Annotated in this window: 22 protein-coding genes, 1 other RNA gene and 1 pseudogene; 10 read left to right on the forward strand and 14 right to left on the reverse strand. The window is 64.5% G+C overall.

Features of this window, described 5'->3' with window-relative positions:
* Positions 1-63: 63 nt before the first annotated feature.
* The 3 genes from panB (at position 64) to pip (ending at position 2,467) form a co-directional block, all read left to right on the forward strand.
* On the forward strand, positions 64-909 hold the full coding sequence (panB, locus tag A2J03_RS28105; RefSeq protein WP_068381086.1) for a 3-methyl-2-oxobutanoate hydroxymethyltransferase: 846 nt from the start codon (positions 64-66) through the stop codon (positions 907-909).
* 125 nt (positions 910-1,034) lie between these two features.
* Positions 1,035-1,481: a hypothetical protein gene (locus tag A2J03_RS28110; protein ID WP_068381090.1), complete on the forward strand. Its 447-nt coding sequence runs from the start codon at positions 1,035-1,037 to the stop codon at positions 1,479-1,481.
* A gap of 2 nt (positions 1,482-1,483) precedes the next feature.
* A complete protein-coding gene (pip, locus tag A2J03_RS28115; protein WP_068381093.1) occupies positions 1,484-2,467 on the forward strand; it encodes a prolyl aminopeptidase in 984 nt (327 codons plus the stop codon).
* Here the strand turns inward: pip and A2J03_RS28120 are convergent.
* The 3 genes from A2J03_RS28120 to rnpB all read right to left on the reverse strand — a co-directional run bounded on the left by A2J03_RS28120 (position 2,419) and on the right by rnpB (position 4,586).
* Entirely contained in the window at positions 2,419-3,870 is a 1,452-nt protein-coding gene (locus A2J03_RS28120; RefSeq protein ID WP_442971420.1) for an RNB domain-containing ribonuclease, read from the reverse strand. The two genes, pip and A2J03_RS28120, sit on opposite strands and share 49 nt — an antisense overlap.
* Entirely contained in the window at positions 3,867-4,052 is a 186-nt protein-coding gene (locus tag A2J03_RS28125) for a hypothetical protein (RefSeq protein WP_068381097.1), read from the reverse strand. The genes A2J03_RS28120 and A2J03_RS28125 overlap by 4 nt, the downstream gene beginning before the upstream one ends.
* 87 nt (positions 4,053-4,139) lie before the next feature.
* Positions 4,140-4,586: RNase P RNA component class A (gene rnpB / locus A2J03_RS28130), an RNA gene on the reverse strand.
* 51 nt (positions 4,587-4,637) lie between these two features.
* Between rnpB and A2J03_RS28135 the strand changes: the two genes are divergently transcribed.
* Positions 4,638-5,159, forward strand: coding sequence for a DUF1697 domain-containing protein (locus tag A2J03_RS28135; RefSeq protein ID WP_068381100.1), 522 nt, complete (start codon positions 4,638-4,640; stop codon positions 5,157-5,159).
* A complete protein-coding gene (locus A2J03_RS28140) occupies positions 5,156-6,424 on the forward strand; it encodes an ArsB/NhaD family transporter (protein WP_231912747.1) in 1,269 nt (422 codons plus the stop codon). Before A2J03_RS28135 ends, A2J03_RS28140 begins: the two co-directional genes overlap by 4 nt.
* Here A2J03_RS28140 and A2J03_RS28145 read toward each other — a convergent pair.
* The 4 genes from A2J03_RS28145 to cobC are packed head-to-tail and all read right to left on the reverse strand — an operon-like array spanning position 6,407 to position 10,454.
* Positions 6,407-7,510 carry a bifunctional RNase H/acid phosphatase gene (locus A2J03_RS28145; RefSeq protein ID WP_231912748.1) on the reverse strand — a complete coding sequence of 368 codons (1,104 nt, stop codon included), beginning with the start codon at positions 7,508-7,510 and terminating at the stop codon, positions 6,407-6,409. The two genes, A2J03_RS28140 and A2J03_RS28145, sit on opposite strands and share 18 nt — an antisense overlap.
* Positions 7,507-8,244, reverse strand: coding sequence for a zinc ribbon domain-containing protein (locus A2J03_RS28150; RefSeq protein WP_068381106.1), 738 nt, complete (start codon positions 8,242-8,244; stop codon positions 7,507-7,509). The genes A2J03_RS28145 and A2J03_RS28150 overlap by 4 nt, the downstream gene beginning before the upstream one ends.
* Before the next feature lie 50 nt (positions 8,245-8,294).
* Positions 8,295-9,434: a Nif3-like dinuclear metal center hexameric protein gene (locus tag A2J03_RS28155; protein WP_442971421.1), complete on the reverse strand. Its 1,140-nt coding sequence runs from the start codon at positions 9,432-9,434 to the stop codon at positions 8,295-8,297.
* Between the two features lie 6 nt (positions 9,435-9,440).
* Positions 9,441-10,454 (reverse strand): Rv2231c family pyridoxal phosphate-dependent protein CobC, encoded by a 1,014-nt coding sequence (gene cobC, locus A2J03_RS28160; protein WP_068381111.1) that lies wholly within the window; start codon positions 10,452-10,454, stop codon positions 9,441-9,443.
* Between the two features lie 71 nt (positions 10,455-10,525).
* Here cobC and A2J03_RS28165 point away from each other — a divergent pair, with 71 nt between their 5' ends.
* From A2J03_RS28165 to A2J03_RS28170, 3 genes and pseudogenes are all read left to right on the forward strand, one after another.
* A complete protein-coding gene (locus A2J03_RS28165; RefSeq protein ID WP_068381113.1) occupies positions 10,526-11,233 on the forward strand; it encodes an HAD-IA family hydrolase in 708 nt (235 codons plus the stop codon).
* A 60-nt stretch (positions 11,234-11,293) separates the two neighbouring features.
* Positions 11,294-11,695 (forward strand): annotated as a pseudogene (locus A2J03_RS30260) (low molecular weight protein-tyrosine-phosphatase); the annotation flags it as partial.
* An 87-nt stretch (positions 11,696-11,782) separates the two neighbouring features.
* Complete coding sequence (locus A2J03_RS28170) at positions 11,783-12,721, forward strand: SURF1 family cytochrome oxidase biogenesis protein (protein ID WP_068381137.1); 939 nt, start codon at positions 11,783-11,785, stop codon at positions 12,719-12,721.
* Here the strand turns inward: A2J03_RS28170 and A2J03_RS28175 are convergent.
* Positions 12,665-13,645, reverse strand: coding sequence for a cobalamin biosynthesis protein (locus A2J03_RS28175; RefSeq protein WP_068381116.1), 981 nt, complete (start codon positions 13,643-13,645; stop codon positions 12,665-12,667). The genes A2J03_RS28170 and A2J03_RS28175 overlap by 57 nt on opposite strands.
* 53 nt (positions 13,646-13,698) lie before the next feature.
* A complete protein-coding gene (locus A2J03_RS31915) occupies positions 13,699-13,824 on the reverse strand; it encodes a hypothetical protein (RefSeq protein ID WP_269455253.1) in 126 nt (41 codons plus the stop codon).
* Positions 13,825-13,967: 143 nt separating this feature from the next.
* Between A2J03_RS31915 and A2J03_RS28180 the strand changes: the two genes are divergently transcribed.
* Positions 13,968-14,531 carry a permease gene (locus A2J03_RS28180; RefSeq protein WP_068381142.1) on the forward strand — a complete coding sequence of 188 codons (564 nt, stop codon included), beginning with the start codon at positions 13,968-13,970 and terminating at the stop codon, positions 14,529-14,531.
* 2 nt (positions 14,532-14,533) lie between these two features.
* On the opposite strand, the gene A2J03_RS28185 is transcribed toward A2J03_RS28180, so the two are convergent.
* The 4 genes from A2J03_RS28185 to A2J03_RS28200 all read right to left on the reverse strand — a co-directional run bounded on the left by A2J03_RS28185 (position 14,534) and on the right by A2J03_RS28200 (position 17,682).
* A complete protein-coding gene (locus A2J03_RS28185; protein ID WP_068381119.1) occupies positions 14,534-15,457 on the reverse strand; it encodes a YdcF family protein in 924 nt (307 codons plus the stop codon).
* Between the two features lie 146 nt (positions 15,458-15,603).
* Positions 15,604-15,852 carry a hypothetical protein gene (locus A2J03_RS28190; RefSeq protein WP_068381145.1) on the reverse strand — a complete coding sequence of 83 codons (249 nt, stop codon included), beginning with the start codon at positions 15,850-15,852 and terminating at the stop codon, positions 15,604-15,606.
* A 26-nt stretch (positions 15,853-15,878) separates the two neighbouring features.
* Entirely contained in the window at positions 15,879-16,556 is a 678-nt protein-coding gene (locus tag A2J03_RS28195; protein ID WP_068381122.1) for a GAP family protein, read from the reverse strand.
* 25 nt (positions 16,557-16,581) lie between these two features.
* Positions 16,582-17,682, reverse strand: coding sequence for a substrate-binding domain-containing protein (locus A2J03_RS28200; protein WP_068381149.1), 1,101 nt, complete (start codon positions 17,680-17,682; stop codon positions 16,582-16,584).
* Positions 17,683-17,798: 116 nt separating this feature from the next.
* Here A2J03_RS28200 and A2J03_RS28205 point away from each other — a divergent pair, with 116 nt between their 5' ends.
* Positions 17,799-18,254 carry a MarR family winged helix-turn-helix transcriptional regulator gene (locus A2J03_RS28205; RefSeq protein ID WP_082898141.1) on the forward strand — a complete coding sequence of 152 codons (456 nt, stop codon included), beginning with the start codon at positions 17,799-17,801 and terminating at the stop codon, positions 18,252-18,254.
* Here A2J03_RS28205 and A2J03_RS28210 read toward each other — a convergent pair.
* Entirely contained in the window at positions 18,248-19,141 is an 894-nt protein-coding gene (locus tag A2J03_RS28210; protein ID WP_068381125.1) for a LysR family transcriptional regulator, read from the reverse strand. The genes A2J03_RS28205 and A2J03_RS28210 overlap by 7 nt on opposite strands.
* Positions 19,142-19,402 lie beyond the last annotated feature (261 nt).

The following is a 19,402-nucleotide window of genomic DNA, read 5'->3' on the forward strand; positions in this document are numbered from 1 at the left end:
GACGTCATCAACCCCATCCCGGGGACCCGCCGAGCGGGCCTCGAGGAACCGAAAGGGACAAAGATGTCCGACAACAGCATTTACGGAGCGTCCGATTCGTCGGTATCCGGCTTGACCCGCAAGACCCGCACACATCATCTGCTGCAGATGAAGGCCGAGGGCGAGCGCTGGGCGATGCTCACCGCCTACGACTACTCGAGCGCGCGCATCTTCGAAGAGGCCGGCATTCCGGTCCTTCTCGTCGGCGACTCTGCTGCCAACGTCGTGTACGGCTACGACACCACCGTTCCCATCACGATCGACGAATTGCTTCCGCTGGTCCGCGGCGTCGTGCGCGGAGCTCCCAACGCACTCGTCGTCGCCGACCTTCCGTTCGGCACCTACGAGGCGTCACCGCAGCAGGCCCTGGCGACGGCGACGCGCTTCATGAAGGAAGGCCTGGCCAACGCGGTCAAGCTCGAAGGCGGTGAGCGCGTCGCCGATCAGATCGCGGCGATCACGGCCGCGGGTATCCCGGTGATGGCCCACATCGGCTTCACCCCGCAGAGCGTCAACGGCCTCGGCGGGTTCCGAGTACAGGGTCGCGGTGACGGCTCCGAGCAGCTCATCGCCGACGCCATCGCCGTGCAGGAGGCGGGCGCGTTCTCCGTCGTCATGGAGATGGTCCCCGCAGATGTCGCCGGTCAGGTCAGCCGCAAGCTCACCATCCCGACGGTGGGCATCGGCGCCGGCAACGAGACCGATGCTCAGGTGCTCGTGTGGCAGGACATGGCCGGCTACACCAACGGCAAGACGGCCAGGTTCGTCAAGAAGTTCGGAAACGTCGGAGACGAGCTCCGCAACGCAGCATCGAGCTACCTGGCCGAGGTGCGCAGCGGCGTATTCCCCGGTCCCGAACACAGTTACTGATCACTGATTCGCTGATCCAGGGGTCTTGTACGGCTCCGCCGTAGTGGCGCGGTTAAGTGCACTCCCGTGCGCTTAACCGCGCCACTGGCGCGGAGCGCCGGCAGCCAGATGGCACACTCGATGCCATGAACTCAGGTCTGAGCACCAGCAACTATCGGCGCGCAGCCGTCTCCCTCGCAGGAGCGGCCGCCGTTCTCCTGACTGTCGGCGCATGCGGTACCGACTCGACGAGCACCGGATCCTCGTCATCCCTGACCCCGACCATGACTGCCGCGCCGGCCACCGAGCCTGCGGTAGCGGGCGGCGTCACAGAGCAGCAGAGCCAGCAACTGTGTACCGACCTGAGCGAGCAGCTTCAGGAGTGGCGCATCCAAGGACCGACGCTGGGCCGCGGTGGCCTCAACATCGTCGTGCAGACCTGGGCGGCGCAGAGCGGAGCGATCAACCTTCAGGTCGTGCAGAACCGCTCCATCGTCGACGACGTCACCATCGCAACGTGCCCCGATGTACGGGAAGAAGCCATGCGGTCACTCGACATCCCCGATCTCGCATCGGGTCTCGTCGGGTTCTGACGGTGACCGACACGCACACGCGGGAGCTGTATCCACCGATCGAGCCGCACGACGCCGGGCATATCGACGTCGGTGAAGGGCAACGCATCTACTGGGAAATCAGTGGAAATCCCGCCGGAGCTCCGGTCGTGTTCGTGCACGGCGGACCGGGCGGTGGAACCGGCCCCGCCCAGCGCCGCTATTTCGATCCGGACAAGTACCGGATCGTCCTGTTCGATCAGCGCGGCTGCGGACGATCGACCCCGCACATCGCGGACGGCGCCGATCTGTCGGTGAACACCACCGATCGACTGGTGGCCGATATCGAGAAGCTTCGTGCGCACGTCGGCGTCGACCGCTGGCTGGTGTTCGGCGGATCGTGGGGCTCGACGCTGTCACTGGTGTACGCGCAGGCCCATCGCGAGCGAGTAACCGGCCTGATCCTCCGCGGAATCTTCCTGCTGCGTCGAAGTGAAATCGACTGGTATTACAACGGCGGTGCCGGACACATCTTCCCCGAGCAGTGGGACCGATTCCTGGCACCGGTTCCCGAGAGCGAACGCGCCGGCGACCTCGTCGAGGCGTACCACCGACTTCTGCGGTCGGACGATCGTGCCGTGGCCACCGAAGCCGCGATCGCGTGGTCCTCGTGGGAGGCAGCGACGAGCTATCTTCTCCCCCGGCCGGACCAGATCGAGGAGAACGAGGATCCCCGGTTCGCGTTGGCATTCGCGGGAATCGAGAACCACTACTTCCGAAACAACGGCTTCCTCGAGGAAAATCAACTCCTCGCCGACGCCCACCTGCTCGCCGGAATTCCTGGGGTCATCGTTCAGGGCCGCTACGACGTGGTGTGCCCGGCAACGAGTGCCTGGGAACTCCACAAAGCCTGGCCCGACGCAACACTGACGATCGTGGACGATGCCGGGCACTCAGCAGCCGAACCCGGCATCATCCATCACCTCGTCGAGGCAACCGATCGATTCGCCTCACCGCCGGAGTCGTAAGCGAATTCGATACGCCGGGAGGTGGTGTCGGCGACGGTCAATCTCACCGTCACCTTCTCCCCTTCCGGCGGTTCGCCCGCGCACTTTCCGATGACGATGGGCGTGTCGACGAAAATTTCCGCGGCGCGCTTCCCGTCCGATCCGCGAAGCACACGCGCCGAAAACTGCTCACCCACCCGATTTTCGAGTATCGATGCTTCCGTCAGGTCGATGCACGCTCGATCCACCTTCGACGCCGTCGAATCGGATCCGCGCATCGTGGCGGGTAGGTCGGGCAATGCTGTTCTGGCCCAGTCCGGGACGTCGCGGGCGGCAACGACGGCAAGGCAGACCTCCGTGGCGAAGCGGTCCGACAGTCTTCGCAACGGTGCGGTGACGTGGGCGTACGGCGCGGCGATTCCCGAATGCTCGGTCATCTCCGGCACCTCGCCGTCGAACGCCACGTAGTCCGCACCCCGCAGCAAACTCGTGGCTTGCGTCATCATCGCCAGCGTCTCGGGTGCATCACTGGGTAGCGACGCCAGCACCGCGCCCGCAGATGCGCCGTCGGGCCAGTCGATTCCGAGCATCGACGCGGTCTTCTTCAACGTCGACACAGCGCCGTCCGGTGCGGGAGGAAGCGTCCGGAGCAGCCCGACGCGTGCGTCGAGCATGATTCGGGCTGCACACATTCCGGTCAGCAACGACACCTCGGCGTTCCAGGAATCGACCGCAGTTCGCTCCTGCAATTCGATACGCCAGGATCGACCGTCACGGACGACATCCTGCTCGGGCAGTGCGATATCGATCGCTCCGCGGCGAAGAGCAGCGTGCGCTCGCAGCACGCCGAACTCACCGAGCGCAGCGATGGACGGATGAGGCGTGCCTGCATCGAAGTCCGCCTGCACCTTCGCGTAGTCGAGTCGCGCAATGGACCGTACCCTCGCGCGCTTCACCGTCCAAGAGACGGCCTCCCCCGAATCGTCGACTTCGATTCGCCAGAGCGCCGCCGGACGAATCTTGTCGGGGAGCAAACTCGCCGACCCCTCCGACAGAACGCGAGGATGCAGCGGAACGGACCCGTCGGGCAGATAGAACGTCTGGCCACGCGCTCTCGTCTCGGTATCGAGCGCTCCGCCGGGCGTCACGACAGCTCCCACGTCCGCAATGGCGTAGTGAATCACAAACCCCGTCGACGACTTCTCGACGTGCACAGCCTGATCCAGATCCATCGAGCCGGGAGGATCGATGGTCACCAACTCGATGTCGGTGCGGTCCTCTCGATCCGTTGCACACCGGTCCACCGCCGATTCGGCCTCTGCCAGCGCCTCTGCCGAGAATGTGTCACGAAGGTCGAATTCGGACCGGATGGAGTCGAAATCGAACGATGGGGCCGACAGTCGCGCAAGGACGACCACCGTCAGTTGTTCCAGTCGTCGTCGGCTTTGTCGGCTGCCTTGTTTCGCTCGGCTGCAATCTGAATCGCACGCTCGGCGGTCGCACGATCCGGGTACGGGCCCATGCGATCGAGTGCACCCGATTCCTTACCCTGTGAGACCGTCTTGCTCCGTACGTCGTAGTACCAGGCTTCGTCGTCTGTGCTCATGCGTCCCAGTCTGCCCGAAAACACTCTCCGAGACCGGCCATTCACGGCACCACTGATCAATCCGGGGACTCCACTCCCCGGGGGGTGCGAACGAGTCGGCATATAAGCCGGATCCTGTGAACCACGCACGCTCGAGAGCGCGCGCAGAACGACGACCATCCATCTGGGCACACCGTCGCCGGGTACCTCGAGCAGTCAACCCGCAGGCTCGGGCGAGCAGCCCTCGAACACCTGCGCAGCCGGACCTTTCGGAAAAGGTTCGGCCTTCGACCTTGCTCCGGGCGGGGTTTACCTAGCCACCCCAGTCACCTGGGGTGCTGGTGCGCTCTTACCGCACCGTTTCACCCTGACCTGCACTGCACTTTCCGAAAAAAGTGTGGTGCAGGCGGTCTGTTTTCTGTGGCACTGTCCCGCGAGTCACCTCGGGTTGCCGTTAGCAACCGCCCTGCTCTGTGGAGTCCGGACTTTCCTCGGCTCGGAGCTTGCCGGAATCGCTCCGCCAGTTCTCCGTGCCGCAGCCGCCCAACCGACTCGTTCGCAGGATCGAACTCTACTGGTTCCGAGCCGCGAACTACAGTTCACGTCATGGATCACGTCGTTCTGCTTCGCGGAATCAACGTCGGCGGCATCAACATCAAGATGGCCGACCTCCGCGCCGCACTCACGGCCGCAGGCTTCGAGAACGTCCGGACTGTTCTCGCCACCGGCAACGTTCAGCTCTCCTCGCCGGAGAAGGGCCATGCCCTGAAGCGGTCCATCGAGGCAACGCTCGCCGCCGCCTTCGGGTACGAGGCGTGGGTCATCGTGCTCGACCTTCCGCAGCTGCGCGACATCGTCGACGGCTATCCGTTCGATCCCGAACATGACGGCTGGCACCCGTACGTCATCTTCGGCAACGATGCCGACCACCTCGCGGAATTGACAGCAGTCGGTGCCGCCCTGGATCCGACGGTCGAACGTGTGGCTCCGGGCGCAAGCGTGGTCTATTGGGAGGTGGTCAGGGGCAGCACCACCGACAGCGCGATCGGCAAGTTGACAGCCAAAGCAAAGTACAAGCCCACCATTACGACCCGGAATCTACGGACACTCGTCAAGATGCTCGCGTGAGCGGTGTCGCGGAACCGATCATCGCTGCAGCATTGGTCGCCGCTGTTCTGATATTCGCCATCGTTGCGCCCCGAGGCCTCCCCGAGATCGTCGTCGCGCTACCGGCGGCTGTGGCGGCCGTGCTTCTCGGGCTCGTCTCCGTGTCGGAGGCCCGTGAGCAGGTAGTAGAGCTCCTCCCGACGGTGGTGTTCCTGGCGTTCATCCTCGTGCTGGCACATCTGGCCGATGCCCTGGGAGTCTTCACCTGGATCGCGTCGGTAATGGGTAGATCGGCGAAGGGAAGTCCACACCGTCTGCTGATGTCGGTCTTCGCGGCCGCGGCGGTCACCACTGCGGTCCTGAGTCTCGATGCGACAGTCGTACTCCTGACGCCGGCAGTGATCGGTGCTGCGCGAGCCCTCCGTATGTCGCCGCGCCCGCACAGTTACGCCACCGCACACCTGTCCAATTCGGCGTCGACGCTTCTGCCGGTGTCGAACCTGACGAACCTGCTCGCTTTCGCCGCCACCGGCTTGACGTTCGTTCACTTCGCGGCATTGATGGCGCTGCCGTGGATCGTGTCGATTCTGATCGAGTTCGCGGTGTTCTGGCTGTTCTTCCGACGAGATCTCGTCCGCACCGAACCGACGACCACGGACCAGCTTGCTCCGGACAAGCCTGTGGCCACTCCCACTGTGCCTCTTGCCGTGCTCGGCGTGACGCTGCTCGGTTTCGCGGTTGCCGGACTCTTCGGCGTCGAACCGTTCTGGGTGGCTGCCGTCGGCTCGCTCGCGCTGGCTGTGCCTGCGCTGAAGCAAGGTTTCACGGTGCCCAAGCGAATCCTGTGGGCAGCCGACCTGAAGTTCTGCGGATTCGTGCTCCTGCTGGGAATCGTCGTCGAGGGAGTGACCTCGGGGCCGATCGGCGAATGGCTGAGCGGAGTACTGCCCACCGAGGCATCGTTCACCGGCCTGCTCGCTACGGCCGCGATTGCCGCGCTCGCATCCAACGTCGTCAACAATTTGCCGGCGACCCTCATGCTGCTGGCCGCGTTCGGCTCGTCAGCCCAACCTGGACTGTTGCTCGCGATGGTCATCGGAGTGAACCTCGGCCCCAACCTGACCTATGTCGGATCGCTTGCGATCATGCTGTGGCGCAGGGTCAGTGCCGCGAACGGTGAACCCGCCTCGATCGGTACGTTCACCGTTCTCGGTCTGATCACCACCCCGCTGACGATCCTCGGATCGGTTGCGGCGCTGTGGGTTGCGTTAGGCGTTCAGATATGACGTGTCGTTGACCAGTCGAACCGACGCGCCGCCGTCGGGATAGAACTCGGCGATGCTCAGCGAGGCCAGATCGAGGTGCAGGCGGTAGAGCAGCGACGGTCCGACATCCAAGGCGAGCTGAAGCAGCATCTTGATCGGCGTCACGTGGCTGACCACGACGACGGTCGATCCGGCATGCGACGCGACGAGCTTGTCGCGAGCGATCGTCACGCGTTCACGGACCGTGTCGAAGCTCTCGCCGCCGGGCGCCGACACCGACGTGTCGCCGCGCCACTGTCGATGCACGTCCGGATGCTTGTCCATCGCCTCGGAGAACGTGAGCCCTTCCCAATCGCCGAAATCGGTCTCGGTGAGCTCGTCCAGAGTCGCCACCTCGAGGCCGGTCTTGCCGGCAAGTGCACCTGCGGTCTGCTGTGCGCGACCGAGTGGCGACGCGACGATCGCCGAAATATCGTCTCGCGCGGCCAGATACGCTGCCGCAGCAGCAGCCTGCTGCTCCCCCAGCTCGGTCAACGGCGGGTTGCCTCGTCCCGAGTAGCGACGTTCCACAGACAAGGGTGTCTGCCCGTGACGAAGCAACAGCAACCGCGTCGGATCGCCCACCGCGCCGGTCCATCCCGGGGCCGCAGGTTTCTTCTCGACCTCCCGCGGCGGTTCCAACGGGGCACCGTCGGCGGCTGCATCCATCGCCTCGTTCGCCAGTCGATCGGCGTGCGAGTTCTGCGCACGCGGAATCCACTGGAACGTGACGCGGTCGAACCCCCGGACCAGACCGGCGGCCTCCCGATTGAGCGGGATCATGTCCGGGTGCTTGACCTTCCAACGCCCCGACATCTGTTCGACGACGAGTTTGGAGTCCATCCGGACCTCGACCTCACGTGCACCGACGTCACCCGCTGCGGTCAAACCTGCAATGAGGCCGCGGTACTCGGCGACATTGTTGGTTGCCACACCGAGTGCGAGACGACGCTCGGCGAGCACCTCCGACCGATCGGCCGAGAACACCACGGCGCCGTAGCCTGCGGGGCCTGGATTGCCACGGGAACCGCCGTCCGCCTCGACGACGACCCGTTGCGGTGAACTCACAGACCGGAATCTTTGGTGCGCACGAGAATCGCGTTGCATTCGGAGCACCGCAGGAGCTCGTCCGCAGGTTTGGCCGCTATACGAGAGATTTCGCCGCGATCGAGTTCGATGCGGCACGCGCCGCACCGACGAGCCTGCAGCAGCGCCGCACCGCGTCCGGTGAGCCCGCGCTGCTTTTCGTAGATTGCGAGCAGATCTTCGGGGAACGTCGCCGCCAATTCGGTTCGACGTGCCGTCGCACGCTGCTCGGCGGCATCGACGTCGGCGACCGCGTCGTCGCGGCGGCGGCCGGCGTCGACGAGCTCGTCCTCGATCTGAGTCAGCTGAGCACCCGCGTGGTTGTAGTCGGTTTCCGACGCCTCACGCCGCTCCATGACCTCGAGCAGTTCCTCTTCGAGGATGCCCTGACGCCGTTCGAGGCTCGACAGCTCGTGCTGCAGCTCGGACATCTGCTTTGCTGCGACAGTTCCGCTGTCGAGAAGCTTCCTGTCGCGGTCCTCGCGCTGGCGGACGGCGTCGACCTCGCCTTCGAGCTTCTTGATGTCACGGTCGAGATCGTCCATCGCGATCTGGACGGTGACGGCGCTGTCCTTGCGGGCGATTCGCTCTGCCTCGAGCTTCTCGAATTCGACCTGCTCGGGAAGACTGCGGCGACGGTGTGCGATCTGCGTCAGCTCGGTGTCCACTGCGGCCAGTTCGAGAAGTGAGGCCTGCACTCGGGGGTCGACATTCACGCGTGATGACTCCTGCGACTATGGAAGTTGATTCGATCCACACTACCGGCTCAGTGGGCCCCGACGGTCCATGGATCGGTGCGGTGTTCACTGACCCTGCTGCTCCAGCCCGGCACACTTGCGAACTCGGCATCGAGAACTCCGCGCGCTTGCTCGCACCACGGCCATTCCGACGCCCAATGCGCGACGTCGACGACAGCAGGTCCGCCCGCCCTGAGGTGTTCGTCCACCGGGTGGTGCCGCAGGTCGGAGGTGACGAACACGTCTGCACCCAGGCGTGCGACGGCGTCCAGGAACGAATCGCCCGCACCTCCGCACACGGCGACGGTGGAGACCACGGAGTCGGGGTCACCCGCGGCCCGCACGCCCCACACAGTCGGAGGGAGAGCCGCCCGAACACGTTCGGCGAAATCCCGAAGTGTCGTCGGGGCCTCGAGACTTCCCACCCGTCCGAGTCCGGTCGATGTCGGCAGCCGCGCCTCCTCGAAGATGTCGAACGCCGGCTCCTCGTAAGGATGCGCACCCCGCAGTGCTGCAAGAACAGCAGCACGTACGGACGCAGGAGCCACGACTTCGATCCGATCCTCGTCGACGTGTTCGAGTGCCCCGACCGATCCGATCGCCGGCTCTGCGCCGTATTCGGGCTGGAATTGCCCCACCCCGCGAACACTCCAACTGCAGCTGCTGTAGTTGCCGATCGCGCCGGCACCCGCCCCGAACAGTGCGCCCCTCACCACGTCGCTGTGCGAACCGGGAACCAGCACCACCCACTTGTCGATCGGCGGAGCATCGATCGGCTCGATGGGGCGTGTGTCGGTCACTCCAAGCAGATCCGCCAAAGCGTCGGACACTCCGGGGTCGGCGCTGTCGGCGTTGGTGTGCGCGGTGAACAGCGCGCATCCCGCTTTGACGAGGCGGTGGATCAAAGCACCTTTCGGAGTGTTCGCGGCGACGGAGTCGACACCCCTGAGTAGCAGCGGGTGATGCGCGACGAGAAGGTCGGCTCCCCACTCGATGGCCTCGTCGACTACGTCTGCGGTGGCATCCACGGCATACAAGACCTTGCTCACCTCGTCCGCGGGGTCGCCGGTGACCAGGCCCACCGAGTCCCAGCTCTCGGCAAGCCTGGGAGGGTAGGCGGTATCGAGAACGGCAACGACATCGGCCAGGGTCACACGGGCTGTCACAATCGGCTCCTAGAGAACATCGGCGAGTGCGTCGACGAGTATGTCGACCTGATCGGCGCGTCGAACTGCGACGCGGAGATGATCCGGTGCCAAGCCGGGGAACGTGTCACAACGGCGCACAGCGATGCCCTTCGCTCTCAGACGCAGGCGAACGCTGTCCGCGTCGGGCACCGTCAACAGCAGAAACGGCGCCCGGGCCGGGGTATGAACTGCGATTCCGAGACCTTCCAGTCGTCGAATCATGTCCTCCCGGTCGGTCGTGATGGACTGCGCCTTCTCCGCAGCGAGCCGAACTGCCTGCGGTTCACTGCAGGCGAGAATGGCCTCGATCTGCAGGCTGCCGACCGGCCAGTGTGCGCGCCCTGTCGTCAGCCGGGCCAGGACGTCCGGGTGCCCGAGCGCATATCCACACCGCAGCCCGGCCAGCGCCCAGGTCTTGGTGAGGCTTCGTAGAACGAGAACGTCGGCGAGCGATTCCACCGCGACGGACTCGGTCTCAGCCGGGATCGCGTCGGCGAAGGCTTCGTCGACGACGACGATGCGACCTGGCCGCCGCAGCTCGAGAACTGCCTCGCGCGCGTGCAGCACCGACGTCGGATTGGTCGGGTTTCCGACGACGACCATGTCGGCTCGGGCGGGCACCAGGTGCGGGTCGAGTCGAAATGGCGGAGGCAGTACGACCTGCTCGACGGCCACGCCTGCTTCGCGCAGCGCCAGTTCCGGCTCGGTGAACGACGGATGGATCACGGCCGCGCATCGAGGGTGGAGCTTCGGCAACAGGGCGAAGCCCTCGGCGCCACCCGACAGCAGCAGCACCTCGTCCGGAGTTCGCCCGTGACGTCGCGCGACCATTTCACGCGCGCGCATCTCGGCCGCAGCGCTCGGATACGAACCGAGAGAGGTAAGCGCGTCGGCCAATCTCGTCCGAAGCCACGCCGGAGGTGCAGAACCTTGCACGTTGACCGCGAAATCGACGAGTCCTTCGCCTACATCTGCGTCACCGTGATGACGGAGAAGCGACATCGAGTCCAATTCCAACGGATCCTTTCGTTGCCGATGAGCGTAGTCCCGACCGTCGGCGATATGGTTTTGTCATGACAAACCTCGACGCATCGCCACTCCCACGCGCCAAGGTAGTGCTGTTCGACCTGGATGGAACGCTCACCGATTCGGCGCCGGGCATCCTCGCCGGCTTCCGCCACGCGTTGGCTTCGGTCGGCGCGCCTGCCCCGACCGAGGAGCAGTTGGCGTTGGTAATCGGTCCGCCGTTGATCGACACACTGCGGGGATCGATGGGATTGTCCGAGGACATCGCCCAGGCGGCGCTGCAGGCGTATTTCGAGCGATACGACACCACGGGGTGGGCCGAGAACACGGTCTACGACGGGATCGAGCCGGTGTTGGCGGAGCTGAAGAACCGCGGAGTTCGGTTGGGCGTCGCCACCTCCAAATCGGAGCGGTTCGCGCACCGCATCCTGGATCATTTCGCTCTGTCGCAGTACTTCGAGTTCATCGGCGGCGCCAGCAACGACGGAGAACGACGCGCCAAGCCCGACGTGATCGCCCACTCGCTTCGCAATCTCGGAATCGTCCCGAAGGAGGTCGGCGTCGGGGGCACAGACCGCGTGCTGATGGTCGGTGACCGAGACCACGACGTCCACGGCGCCGCACGCTTCGGTATTCCGGCGATCTACGTCGACTGGGGCTACGGCATCGCCGGTGAGAACGACGACGCTGCGTTCACCGTGACGAACATGGACGAACTGTCGAAGGTGCTCAGTGACAACACAGGTGCTTCATGACATCACAGATGCTTCGTGACAACACCGAATAGGGCCGACGCCGCGGTTCACGTCACGTTCGTGTGCACCGGCAACATCTGCCGCTCCCCGATGGCAGAGAAGATCTTCGCCGCCTACATCAAGGAGGCAGGTCTTGGAGCCGCAGTGCGGACCACGAGCGCGGGTATCGACGGCTGGCACGAGGGTGAGGGTGCCGACCCGCGGACGGTAGCCGAACTGCAGGCGCACGGGTACGAGTCGGATCACGAGGCCGCTCAGGTCGGCGCGGATCACCTGGCGGCCGATCTCGTGGTTGCCCTCGACACCGGCCACGCGCGGCAACTACTTCAGTTGGGCGTACCCGCCGAACGGATCGCGCTGTTGCGATCGTTCGACGACGACGCCGACGAGAAATCGGTCGCTGATCCGTACTACTCCTCGGACGACGCCTTCGCCGAGGTGCGCGAACAGGTCGAGGCAGCCATGCCGGGGCTGGTGCGTTGGGCCGAGGAGCGCGTCTCCGACGAGGCGTCGTACATCTCGTTCAGCTCAGCCGCTACCGTAGTTGTTGTGCGAAGGCTCAGATTTCTGCTGCGACCGGGATGGTTCGCGTTGGCTGCCGTCGTCGCGCTGTTCGCGTACCTGTGCTTCACGGTGCTCGCGCCGTGGCAGCTGGGCAAGAACACGTCGACGTCGCACCGCAACGAACTGATCAACGAGTCGGTGAACGCCGAGCCGGTGGCCATCGAACAGCTGCTGTCCGGACCTGGGTTTGCGGACGACGACGAGTGGCGTCGGGTTGTGGCAACAGGCTCGTACGACACGGACAACGAAGTTCTCGTCCGTCTCCGCAGCATTCGCGAGCAACCTGCGTACGAGGTGATCACGCCGTTTCGGCTCGACAGCGGCCCGACGGTTCTCGTCAACCGCGGCTACGTGCTGCCGGTGCAGGGAACTGCACCTCCGTCGATCGAGCCGGCACCACCGGGTGCGGTGACGCTCGACGCGCGGATTCGTCAGGCCGAGGGCACCTCGCGGGAGCCCATCGAGGAAGCCGGCCACATTCAGGTCTACAACATCAATCCCGATCAGATCGGGACTGCAGTCGGGGTGGACGCCGTTCAGGGCTATCTTCAGCTCGACGAGGGCCAGCCAGGCGGACTCGGACTGATCGAACTCCCCCAGACCGACTCCGGGCCCTACCTGTCGTACGGCTTGCAGTGGCTCGCGTTCGGCATCATGGCTCCGCTCGGATTGGCGTACTTCGTGCGGGCGGAATGGCGAGAGCGTCGCAAGGCAACCAACCAGGACTTGGCCGATCTGGATTCCGAAGTCGCTACTTCCGACACTCCGGTTTCCGCTGCCGCACGGCCACACGCCGATTCGGCCGTCGAAGAACCCGAGTTCACGTTGCCCACACGCAAGGAACGCAAATCGAAGGCCAAGGCCGGATCAGCGCTCACGGACAAGGACGTGCGCCTTGCCGACCGTTACGGCAAGAATCGCTGACACTGCTGTCGCCGCAACCTGCACCAGAACCGACAACGTCGCGGCTCGATCGAGGTCATCCGGTGTCGGTGCCCGACCGGCCCCCAGGGTGGGACGAATTTCGACGCCGTGAGCGTATTGGGTTCTGCCACCGAGGCTGACTCCGAGGGCGCCGGCGGCCGTGGCCTCGGCAACGCCGGCATTCGGACTCGGATGCCGGGACGCGTCGAGACGCCAGGCACGTAGCGACTGACTCGGACGCCCGCCGACGGCGGGTGACACCGCCGCGGTGACAGCTCCCGTCAGCCGGGCCGGGGCGAGGTTGACCACATCGTCGAGCCGAGCAGCGAACCAGCCGAAACGCCGATATTTCGGGGAGCGATAGCCGATCATCGCGTCGAGAGTGTTGACTGCCCGGTACCCCAGGATCCCAGGCACCCCGGCCATCGCCCCCCAGAACACGACGCCGACGGTGGCATCCGAAGTGTTCTCCGCGATCGACTCGAGCGATGCCCGAGACAAACCGTCGATGTCGAGCACGCTTGGATCGCGGCCGCACAAAGACGGTAGAAGCGTGCGCGCGGCCTCGATCTCCCGATTGCGTAGATGCTCGGCCATCTGCGATCCCGTTCGAGCCAGCGAGGTTCCACCGAGTGCAACCCAGGCCGCGGATGCCGTGACCACGGTGTCAAGGAGTGGACCGCGACGTCCAGCGACTGCCGATGCGGCTGCGCCCACCGTCGTCACTGCCCCGACGAGAACGAGGGTGTGCAGCGCGCCCGCCCGCCTACTGTCCCGATACGTCCGCTGTTCCAGTGCCCCTGCGGCACGGCCGAATCCGGCGACCGGATGGAATTGCCGAGGGTCGCCCAGGATTCGGTCCAGACCGAGTCCGAGCACAAGGCCTGCGGCGCGACTGTGGAACCGCGTCCAGCGGAAGTTCATGTACCGACGGTAGCGAACAACTGTCCAGTCACCAGCCAACGGTTGCCGGTCGCTCAGCCCCAGCGCGACCGATAGGCGCCCGTGATGTGCCTGTTGTCGAAATCGAGGTCGTGGCCGGAATGAAGCAAGGCCGCTGCTATACCGAGAAATCCGACCGTTGCCATCAGAAGCAGTGTCACAGTGTCCCCCTATCGCCGTTCGCCCACTACGCGGGCGTTGATGATCTTGATTGTGACCGAGACGTACACAATTGAAAATGCAGTTGAGGGCGCCATCACACGTGTCGACAGTCACCGGTCGATTCGCGGTTAGGATCGACCACATGACCGGAGATGGCACGCTCGACGCAGGCAACACCACCGCAACAACCCCGAGTGGGCGACCGAGCTGGGTGAACAAGGCGATCATCGGCGCAGTCGCACTGGTCGCGCTGATAGTCGCGTATCTGATTCTCGCGGCATTCCTGCCCCGGTGGTGGAGCATTCGTGTCGCCAACCTGTCCGATCAGGCCTTCAGCAAGGGCATCTTTTGGGGGCTCGTGTTCGGCACCGTGTGCACGCTCGTTCCCCTCCTGCTTTTCACCGCCGCATGGCGTGTCCGCAAGAAGCGCGGCGGGAAGGTCACGGCGATCGTGGCGATCGTGCTCGCCGTCGCTGTCGCTGCGCCGAACCTGCTGACTCTCTCGATCGTTCTCGGCAGCAACAATGCCGCGCACGCGGGCGAAAGAACGCTCGACACGGAGGCACCAGGCTTCCGCGGGGCCACCGTGCTCGGCGCGATGATCGCGGTCGTGCTGTTCACGGCACTCGTCTACTTCGTCGTCCGTAGCCGCAGACGTCGTGCACAGAAGCGGATCGCAGCCGCTAACCCCGCACCTCAGGTATGACGTCAGTACGTACGCGGAATCCCGATGACCTTGGTGGCGTCGACAGTCAAACCTAGCCGCGAATCCAGGCCCAGCGCAGGAACTTCCGGGACATCGGCCGGGTCTGCGGCGACTGCGCCCACAACGTCTGCGCCTGCGATGGCGAAGTTGGAGATCGAGCGACGAATGTGATTGGCGGAGGTCGCGAGGACGACGGAGCCTGCGCCGATCGACTCTACGATCGGCACGCTGAACAGCGCGTTCTGCACTGTCGAATTGGCCTTGTTCTCCACATGAATTCGCTCGGCGGCAACACCGTTGTCGACGAGCCACTCGCGCATCGCCTCTGCCTCGGCAACGCCGCTCTGCGGATTTCCACCAGTCACGACCACGGGCGATTCAGGTGAAGCCGATGCCGCGGCTGCTGCGCTTTCGAGCCGATCGACCAACTCGTCCTGCATCGAACCGTCCCCGTGGAGACCGAACCCGAGCGCGACGATTGCCGTGCGCGGACCGTCGAGCACCGGGGCGAAGTCCACCGTCGACTCGGCCGAGGTGGCAATGATGCTCAGCGCGCGCACGACGGCGTCGTGCAGCGTCGGATCGAGTTCGGCGAGCCGGGTGAGTGCCGCGTCTCTGCCGTCCGCGTCTTCGCCTGCATTGCGGTAGAACGCCTGTAAAGCAACAACATTGGCATCCGACGGCGCCGCGAGAGCCAGCGCGTCGAGCGAGGCGAGCCCGAGGTCGTAGTTGCCCTTGACCAGATTGTCCTGCGCAGCGTTGTACAGGGCAGGTGTCGCAGGTTCGGCAATCGACTCGATCAGCGCGCCCGGGTCGATCGGGAACGGTAGCGGTTGCGCGGTGGCCACACCACCGAATGCGAGTACGACGACCGCCGAGGCGGCGATCGAGGTACCGAAGCTTTCTCTGGACAGGCTGATTCGCACAGCACGTCCTTCCTGCAGACGACGTAGAGGTCGCCTAGAGGTTAGCTCGAGTGTGACCGCTGTGGCTAATGTTACTGAAGTGCATAGAGTTACAACGATGTGATTCGACTACACCGAAAAGCGCGTCGCGGCAACGGAATCAGCACTCAGGGCACTACGGGAGCCTTGCCGCCGTCGTAGGGTTCGATCACGATCTGCGCGTCCGGCGCGAAGGTCAGATGGACAGGACCCGCGTCCTCCGCCACGGTCACGACGACCGACAACCCTTCCTGCCCCACCGCCTCGATGAGACCACGTTGGTCCCCAGCCTCGTCGACGAGGGCGTAGTCCCCCACCACGACGAGCAATTCCTCGGCTGAGAGTGTGCGACGGCCACCGAAATCTTCCACAGTCATGGTTCCACCGTAGGGGACGGGTCCGGTCACCACAGATACGAGCGGTTGACGATCACGTCGAGCAGCAACACGCAGCCGATGATCCCGAACACGATCCGAACCACGGCCGGACCGAATTTCGTGAGCACGCGCACCACACGCCGGTAGCGACGCCGGGCGGCGCGGCTGGAACCCATGGACATGACGAGCACCACCAGCGGCGGGATCAAGGCGAGCACGCAATAGGCGACCACGATCACCGGCCACGTCGGCGGGAGCGGACTGTAGGAGGACAACATGGCGAGACCTGCCAAATAAGGAACAGCAGTCGGTGCCTGCACGATTCCGACCGCGAACCCGGTCACTGCGAGCAACGACGGACTTCTTCTGAACTTCGCCGTCCATGCGGGCGGCGGACGATCCGACTGCGGAAGTAGCGCCAATGCGATCAGAACGACGCTCAACACCAGTTCACCCCAGTATCGAACGGTAGGTGTGAGCTCGAAGTCGAAGATGCCGGTCAGGAAGTCGAACCCGAGCACAGCGAGAAGACCGAACAATGTGGTCGCGAGAAAGACGCCGCCGATGAACGCCAACCCCGTTTTCAGCGGAGGTGTTCGGCGAAGCCGAGCGTCGTATGCGATCGCCGCGGTGATTCCGATCAACAGCACATCGAGAGAGTCGAGGACTGCAAACCCGACGAGCGCCGACAGCAACGTGATCATGTGGGAGCCACACTATACGGATCGATCAGACACGTCGGTGGGGTGTGATCTCCCCCAGGACGTCGAAGTCGTAGGCACCCGCTCTGGCGAGATAGATCGGCTGAACGATATGCCCACCCACCATCGTCAGGTGACCGCGCGCGCCGTCGTAGGAGAAGTTCTGCGACACCGAGTCCAGGACCGCAACCTCGGCTGTGCCTGCTCGATTGACCAGGTTCCCGAGGAAAGTGATCCCCTCGTAGCAAGATTGACCGAGCGATCCGACAATCGGTGCGTCCGGTCCGAATCGTGCCGCGAACCGGCCGGAGAAGTCGAGACTCTCCTTCGTCGCCAATGTTTCGAAGTATCCGGAGGACACGTACAGATCGCGGGTGTTCTCGGAACCCGTGGCGAGCAGCATGTTTTCGTCCATCAGCGGACTCAGACGTGCGCACCGTTGATCAAGACCGACTGCGGCGAAATGTTGATGGAATGCAGCCGCGTCGTCTCCGAGCAGGAGTACGACGACGGCGTCGCACTCCGACTTCTCCAGTGCACTGACGGCCCCCGAGTAGTCGGAGGTGCCGATCGGCGAAAAGGCTGCGAAGGCAACGGACGCTCCGATCGACCCGAGATACCGGGTGACGATCGCAGCGCTCTTGCGAGGCCACACGTAGTCGTTGCCGACGACTGCCCACTTCGTCCGGCCGAGTTCGTGCACCATGAATTCGAGAGCCGGGATCAACTGCCCCGACGGGGTCTCGCCGGTGACGAACAGCCCCGGGTAGCGGTCGCCGCCTTCGTACAACGAGGTGTACACGTACGGGATGCGTCCGGAAGTGATCGGGATCAATGCCCTGCGCACCGCCGAGGTATGCATCCCCGCGACGGCGTCCACAGCTCCGATATCGAGCAGAGCCCGCACGTCGGCCGCCACCGCAGCAGGTGCGCGGCCACCATCGATCGGCAGCAGTTCGACGTGCCGGCCAAGGACGCCATCTCCGGCGTTGAGCTCCTCCTGCGCCAGTTGAGCGGACAGCTCGCTCGACGGCCCGATCAATCCGAAAGGCCCGGACATCGGAAAGACGATGCCGACCGTGAAGGTCTCGCCGTCGAAGTAGCGTGTGGTGTCCAAATTTTCCGTCATCGACACCCCGTCCCGGCCGTCCACAGTCGTCGCGCTCGCATAGACTGCACTTTCAGGAATCGAGGCCGTGCACCTCGGAGCGCCTGCAGTTCGATTCATGATAGGAGTCTGATCGCGTGACGCCGACGGAACCCACGCATCGCGGTGGCGGCGCAGACCGACTTCTGTCCGCACTCGAGCGGGCCGTCAGCGAACGCATGCGCCTCGCGCTCGAACCAGAAGGCCTCGACCTCGAGGAGTGGCGGGTCCTGAGCTTTCTGTCCGACGGCGACGGACACACCATGGCGGACACCGCAGAGTTCGCGTTGCTGCCCCCGCCCACGCTCACCAAAGTCGTGAACCGACTCGTATCGAACAATCTGGTGCACCGGCGTACCGGCACCGTCGACCGTCGCCAGGTCCTCATTCGCACCACCGCACGCGGACAGCGAAAGTTCGAGGACGTTGCCGGCGTCGTCGAGTCCGTACACCGCGCGCTGTTCGCTTCCGATGCCGCTCGCGAAATATTCGAGACCGTACTGTCCACGGCCCTGGACCATGCGACATCTTCGTCAGTGTCCGCCGATCACTGACCCGACGTCAGATGAGGGTGTTCGGCCACGACGTTGCTCATCAACTCGTCGACAGCTTTGACCCGCGCCAGTCCGGTGAGTTCGCGCGGTACCGCGATCCAGTAGGTCCGTTCGATCGAGAAGTGTTCTGCTACAACGCGAACCAGCGTATCGTCGGGCTCGCCGATGTAACTCGGCAGCGGTGCGATACCCAGGCCGCTGCGCGCTGCGAGCCAATGCCCGGTGATGTTGTTCGTCTGGATCTGCGCGCGACCGTCGGCGAGAATCGAATCGAAGATCCGGAGTGGAGCCACATCGAGAAGTGCGCCGACATACCAGATCAGCGTGTGGTCACGTAGGTCGTCCATTTTCGTGACCGCCGGAGAAGATTCGAGATACTCCCGTGTCGCGTACAGGTGCAGCGAGTACGTCGCAAGTCTGCGAAAAGCCACGAATCTCGGTGACGGCTCTTCCAGCGTCACCGCAATGTCGAATTCTCTGGTGTCGATCGTCTTGTGTTCGGTTGCGGTCACGAGCTCGACGTTCAGATCCGGGTGAGCTTGACGCAGCGTCGTCAGGTTCGGCGTCAACACGAACGCACCGAATCCGTCGGGCGCGGCGATTCGTACCGATCCGGTGAGGGATCCGACACTGGACGTCTGATCCTCGAACGCTGCCACCAGAGTGGACTCGACGGTTTCCGCGTAGCCGACGAGCCGGTGTCCCGCCTCGGTCAATCTCCACCCTGCCGGGGTGCGATCGAACAGACGCCTGCCCGCCGCCTTCTCGAGGCTCGTGATCCGCCGACCCACCGTCGTGTGGTCGACCCCCAGGGCGCGGGAGGCCTCGACGAGTCGGCCATGACGAGAAACCTCGAGGAAGAACCGGAGGTGGTCGGCAGTGAACATGTGTCGACGATAGCAAGCCGTGCATTTTTGCACGACGCGGTGCGTCTTTGGCCTTTGACATGCGCACCGATGCCATCGAGACTGGGATCACATTCACGAGCGAAGGAAGACAACTGTGACCTCGATTGCACACTGGCTCGACGGCAAGCCCTTTGCAGGGACATCGGACAAGACCTCCCCCGTCACCAACCCCGCTACCGGCGAAGTGACCGGACAACTGGCGCTGGCCAACTCGGGCGACGCGAAAGCCGTCATCGACGC

Source organism: Rhodococcus sp. EPR-157, from assembly GCF_001647195.1.
Taxonomy (GTDB): domain Bacteria; phylum Actinomycetota; class Actinomycetes; order Mycobacteriales; family Mycobacteriaceae; genus Rhodococcoides.